Annotated in this window: 3 protein-coding genes and 1 pseudogene; all 4 read left to right on the forward strand. The window is 61.4% G+C overall.

Annotated features, from left to right (window positions below; genetic code table 11):
- Window positions 1-382: 382 nt before the first annotated feature.
- Window positions 383-856 (forward strand): hypothetical protein, encoded by a 474-nt coding sequence (locus tag GSQ95_RS24615; RefSeq protein WP_158896575.1) that lies wholly within the window; start codon window positions 383-385, stop codon window positions 854-856.
- Window positions 857-1037: 181 nt separating this feature from the next.
- On the forward strand, window positions 1038-3008 hold the full coding sequence (locus GSQ95_RS24620) for a DEAD/DEAH box helicase (protein WP_372240111.1): 1971 nt from the start codon (window positions 1038-1040) through the stop codon (window positions 3006-3008).
- A 68-nt stretch (window positions 3009-3076) separates the two neighbouring features.
- The gene (locus tag GSQ95_RS24625) at window positions 3077-3235 is read left to right on the forward strand and encodes a hypothetical protein (RefSeq protein ID WP_158896573.1); all 159 of its coding nucleotides are present in this window, start codon (window positions 3077-3079) and stop codon (window positions 3233-3235) included.
- Window positions 3236-3452: 217 nt separating this feature from the next.
- Window positions 3453-3780: pseudogene (locus GSQ95_RS24630) on the forward strand (pilus assembly protein PilL); the annotation flags it as partial.

Genomic DNA, 3780 nt, shown 5'->3' on the forward strand with positions numbered 1-3780 from the left:
CATTGCCATCACAGGAACAGGCTAGCAAACACGACTTTTCAGACAAGCCCTAGGCTAAACCCAGCTTTGGCCCGGCGCTGCTGGGTCTTTTTTGCCCGCGATTTAGCATCCTTTCTATAAGGTCGCGCCTCGACGTGAAGCTGATGGAGGCGTCCATCACTTTTTCTACCAATCTAAAGCGTATGGATCTACTGCAAAAGCAAACCGGCGTAAGCCGTAGTGCATCGCATACTGACCCGACGCAGGCGCGCATAACGGTCGTTACTGGCGCCAAATACGCCTTAAATGGAAACGGATAGTATCCATAATGGTACCAAATGTTACTCAACTTTTCGTAATGGCAGCCGCTACCCCCCTGTACTTCCATAGCGGAAAAACTTCCATGTCCAGCATCTCATCGTTAAGTGGCGTCACTTTCAGCAACGCAATTACTCTGACCAACTCGACTGCCAGCGAAACAAGTAAGACCAGCGCCGCGACTGCGGACACCTCGGCAGCTAGCGATACGTCGACAACTCAAGGGGCTGGCGGCAGTGCCACACCCGCAGGGGGGGCCCCCGGCGGAAGTTCAAGCGGCAGCTCGTCGTCCGACAGCACCTTGGAAAAACTTAAGCAGGCAATAGAACAAGCGTCTAAGGAGTTGCAGGAAGCCCAGCAGGCATTGAGCAAGTCCAGCCAAGGTAGCGGTAGTGACAGCGAGCAGGAACAACAAGCCAAACAGACCGAGCAGCAGGCCGCGCAGGCGCGGGTAGCCTCTGCCAGCGCCGCGCTCGCCAGTGCCTATGCTGCCTATAGCCAAGCACTTAGCGAGTCTGGTTCCAGCGCCAGTGGTACATCAGTGAACACCAGCGTCTAATAACCGTTAATGATTTGCACGGTGACGACACTGCGGCATTGAAGATCGGGAATGCATCTCCCGCCTAACCTGTTCCGGCCTGAATAGGGTTTCGTCTTTACCCTGACACCTGCCCATCGCGACCCTAGACCTTCCTTCAGTTTCCCGCAGGTCTACGCGATGTTCGCTCGGGGTATGAACTGTGGCTAGGCCATCACTACGCAACGCCTCAGGCACGCTCCAGCTGCTGCAGCGCGCCGTATTCGACGGCTATGACTTTGGCCTCAGGATGCCCTACCTCGAGGGGGCCAATCGCCTGCTGACCAGCCGCGGCGGCAGCTTCCTTCGCCGCAGCGAGCATCCGTTGTCCGGGTATTGGCGACTGCCACAGCGGCGCCTGCTGGAGGACCTGGACGTGCTCTATCACCAGTTGGGCGGACTAGCCGACGGTCGATTCGTCCAGGACTGGTCGGGCTTCAGCCGCAAGATCGCCGACGCCCAGGCCGATGTCCGGCGCGACCTTTTCATCTGGGGGATGCGCCTGCGGATCGCGCCGCTGTCCGGGGGCGGCGTGGTGCTGTCCGGGGACTATCACCCAGGCTGTGTGGCCGTGGCCAAGCGCATGCACGGCGCCTTCCTGTCGACAAGCCGCGCCTGGCGAGTGCCGGCCTCGCCCGAGATCGTGCGCAGCAACCTGATTCTGGAGCTGGGATTGCTCGAGGAACAGTTCGAGATGCTCGACGTCCTCCAAGAGCTGCTGTCGGATGGCTCGGTCAGCGCCGCCCGCGACGTCACGGCGATGTCGATTGGAGGACCTCCGCAAGAGCGGAGCGCCTCCTCAACCGACGAGGACAGTGCGGCGGACGTCTACCTGGCCGCGGTGCCCGACATCGCAAAGACCAGTTGGACGCTGCAGGCCATAGAGGCCGAGCTCAAGCCGTATTCGCTGATGTCTCACCAGCCTGCTGGGATCCGCCATCTGCTGCAGCGCACCAGCGCACTGCTGGCCGATGACATGGGGCTGGGTAAGAGTCGCCAGGCGGTGATCGCCGCCGGCATCCAGTCCGCTGGCCGCCAGATCCTGGTGGTGGTCCTGGCCAGCCTCGTCATCAACTGGGAACGTGAGATCCAGGCGGTCTATCCGGATGCGCAAATCGCCCGGCAGCGGTATCAGGCTGATGCCCAATGGGTGATCGTCAACTACGAGCGCCTGGGCGACTTCGTCGCGCTTGCCGATCAGTTTGCGGTGATGATCGTCGACGAGGCCCACCGGCTGAAGGAGCCCACGGCCGCCGCCTGGACCCGCAATGGCTTCGACATCGCCGCCAAGGTACCCAATCGCTACCTGCAGACCGGGACGCCGGTACTCAACCGGGAGTCAGAGCTCCACACCCTGCTACGCCTGTCCGGACACCCTATCGGGCAGCTTCCGCTCAAGGACTTCTGCGAACGCTTCGCTGGTAGCTCCGAATTCCGTCAGGGGCTACGCGCCGAGATCGGCGATTGGATGCTACGCCGGCGCAAGGATGTGCTGCCCGACCTCAAGGGTAAGCAGCGGCAGACCGTACCGGTGGTGCTCGATGAGGCGCAGCAGACCGAATACAACGGCATCCGCAATGCCGATCAGCCGGTGTTCGCGCGCCTGGGTCGGCTTCGCCAGCTCCTGGAGCGCGTGAAGGTGCCGGTGGTGATGGAGTTGCTGGGCGAGCTGGATCCCGAGGACAAGGTGATCCTTTTCTGCGAATACAAGGAGACGGTTACCACGCTGCAGCAGCTGTGCGAGGCCGCAGGGCTTGGATGCGTCACCCTGGTGGGCACCGATAGCCTGACGAAGCGGCAGCGAGCGATTGATCGTTTCCAGCAGGACGCTGACTGCCGCGTCTTCATCGGCACGACCTCGGCCGCCGGCACCGGCAACAACCTGACCGCCGCCAACTACGTGTTCTTCCTGGGGCTGCCCTGGACGCCCGGCCTGCAAGACCAGGCTGAGGACCGTGCCTACCGCAATGGCCAGCGGCGCCTGGTGGTGGTCAAGATCCCACTGGTGGAGAACAGCATCGATCTGCAGCTCTGGCAGATGCTCCAGGACAAGCGGCGGATTGCCCAGGATCTGATCGAGCCAGACGCGGTCAATAAGGCTCAGGAACGACTCGCCAGAGATCTATGCCCGTGAACGACATGCACAGAGCCCGAGCGTTTGTCGCCCGGCTGGAGCGTGAGTTTCCGCACTGTAACTGCCTGATGAGCGCAGTCTGTCTCGATGGGGGTGCTGCGCTGTGTGTGATGCCCAAGCATTCGAACATGATCATCACCCTGCAGCTCGATGTCCCGCGGCTACGTGATGCCGGGTATGTGGACTTCATGCTGCAGCTGATCCGTGAACAGCTGCCTCGCAACTGAACTCGCGACACGTTGGTAGGTCAGTCGTTGTGGGTGCGCCAGACCACCCCCTCCAGATTTGCAATTCTGGTGGCTTCGAACTGAGTTATCCCCTGCTTGGAGCGGGGGATTTTTTTGTCCGCCGCTAACCTCTTTCGCTCCAGATACGGTTATCTCCTGCTTTCCGGACAGGTGACTGGCACCGTGAGCCCCACTACGAAATGGGGCCACACTGCACATGATCTGGAAGCTCAATACCCTCTCGCCGCTCGCCTTCGCCGTCGCATTGGCAGGCTGTGCTCAGCAGGAGCCTGCGCCCAGCGCACCCGGCCCCGACAGCTCGCGTAATCCTGAGCTGCTACAACCCGATCTCTATCCGAAGGGTGCTGTATCAGAGCCCCAGGTCCGGTACGGCCGCTACACCTTGGTCAACACCGCCCCCGAGACCGAGCAGCGGGACCTGATGGCCCAGGTCATCGACGTGAACATTCCGGCCAACATGAAGCCGACGGTTCGCGACGCCATGCAGTACGTGGTCAATCGCTCCGGTTACAGCCTGTGCGGCC

It is taken from the genome of Pseudomonas sp. BAV 4579 (assembly GCF_009765395.1).
In the GTDB taxonomy this organism is placed as follows: Bacteria; Pseudomonadota; Gammaproteobacteria; order Pseudomonadales; family Pseudomonadaceae; genus Chryseomonas; species Chryseomonas aestiva.